Origin of the sequence: Chryseobacterium gossypii, from assembly GCF_041361455.1 — a bacterium.
In the GTDB taxonomy this organism is placed as follows: Bacteria; Bacteroidota; Bacteroidia; order Flavobacteriales; family Weeksellaceae; genus Chryseobacterium; species Chryseobacterium gossypii.
Genome location: NZ_JBGCUR010000066.1, coordinates 1 through 1,857, shown reverse-complemented (window position 1 = coordinate 1,857; position 1,857 = coordinate 1). Strand labels below are relative to the sequence as shown.

At 28.6% G+C, this 1,857-nt stretch carries 2 protein-coding genes; both read left to right on the top strand.

Translation table 11 applies throughout. The features are described from left to right. Positions 1-452 precede the first annotated feature (452 nt). Entirely contained in the window at positions 453-665 is a 213-nt protein-coding gene (locus ABMQ40_RS16555; RefSeq protein WP_370901604.1) for a hypothetical protein, read from the top strand. Beyond that, positions 659-1,516 (top strand): GLPGLI family protein, encoded by an 858-nt coding sequence (locus tag ABMQ40_RS16550; RefSeq protein ID WP_370901602.1) that lies wholly within the window; start codon positions 659-661, stop codon positions 1,514-1,516. The genes ABMQ40_RS16555 and ABMQ40_RS16550 overlap by 7 nt, the downstream gene beginning before the upstream one ends. Positions 1,517-1,857: the final 341 nt, after the last annotated feature.

Genomic DNA, 1,857 nt, shown 5'->3' with positions numbered 1-1,857 from the left:
AAGTAAATGATGGTCAATTATTTTTAAACTTCGCTTAACCCGAACTCAGGTTAAAGTTAATAAAAAGTTATTTCCGTAAAATTTTTTGAGCTCTGAACGCTCAAATTTTCCAGAATAACTTTTTAACTTACACAGTTAGTGAGATACTACCTATTTTATTGGAATACGGTGTAACCTTGCCTTGTGTGCTAAGTAAAATATGATAATAATAAATGCAATAAAAAATGACAGCGGCTCACGAGAATCAGCAAAATTTCTGTCTGATGTTAATTATTTAACTTATACAAAAATATCAAAAGCATTCGTCAAGAATGCTTTTTTATTTACGTAATAAGACAAATTAATTCAATATCATACGAAAATATTTTCAAATAAAAATTACGGTTTTCCAAGCTAAATAAGACATTTAACATAATAAAAATATCTCTTTGTTGTGAATTAATTGAATATATTTGAAACTTAATTTAAAAAATATACAATTATTGAAAAAATTAAAAAAGTTAACTCGCGAAGACCTTAAAATGGTAAAAGGAGGAAAATCTTGCAGTCAATGGGTTGGAATTACTGCGCCTTGTGGAGTTTCGTATTCTTTATGTGCAGATAATTATAGTATCTGGGCAGAATTACAAGCAGCAGCAGAACATTTTAACGATGTAAAATGCTAAGGCACATCGGAATAAATGGGAACCGTAATTTTTTACGGTTATTATTTTTAACAATAGGCTTTTTTTCAAATGCTCAAATTTCTGTAACAGGAAATTTTTCTATGAAACCTGATTCATATGAAGAAAAAGTCTTAGATAGTAGTTATCAAAATATTTATTATAAATTAGAATTTGTTAAGAGCCCTAAAAAAAAGAAGTTGGAAACTACATGTTTACTTCAAATAGGAAAGAATTTTTCAAGATTTTCGGATTTCAATTCTTTACGAAAGGATTCTTTGATGTCAGGCTTTAGCCATTTGGAGAAATTAGGTGCTAAGGAATTAAATCAGACACTTAATTTATCTGAAAAATGGAAAAATGTTTTAGTTAAAAAATTTTTAGAAAATAAAGTTATTGTACAGGATAGAGCAAATATAGTCTATCAATACGAAGAGAACCAGCCAATTTTAGAATGGAAACTTGAAAATGAAACAAAAGATATATTAGGCTATTCATGCAATAAAGCTACTGTTAAATATAGGGGTAGAAAATATACAGCCTGGTATTCTAAAGAAATCCCAATTAATAACGGACCGTATATCTTTCAGAATTTACCTGGTTTAATTTTAGATATTGAAGACAGTAAAAGTAATTTCCATTTTACTGCAATAGCAATGGATAAAAAAACAGGTAAAATCTATTTGAGAAATGAAAAAAGAATACTCATAGTAACCCGGGAACAATTTAGAAGGGTATTAAAAAACTATAATGATAATCCTGGCTTTTTTCATGGTAAAGCTTACAATGAAGATGGCAGTCAAATATCTGCTAAATCTGACCCTATACCATATAACCCAATTGAACTAGAGTAAAAAAAGTATCTTCTAAATATTTTAAAGTCATCATTGGAATATGAAAGAACATTTGTAATAGCCCACGACTTGATGACAGTAGGTAAAAAAATCTTATGATAAGGTATTTAGGATAGGTGACAACAAAACGTTAATGTACCCAAGAACCACAAACCGCAAGACTACGAATCCGTACATACAGTTATATTATCCACAAGTACGGATTTTATAAATGTAAATAGCTGATTTTTAGTAAAATTTACTTAATTTTAATTGTATAAAATAAAATTATGAAGAAAATTACAGCTGGAGCCTTATGGTTCTCAATGATGTTTGTGGGCGTGAATGCGCAATCTTTAAAA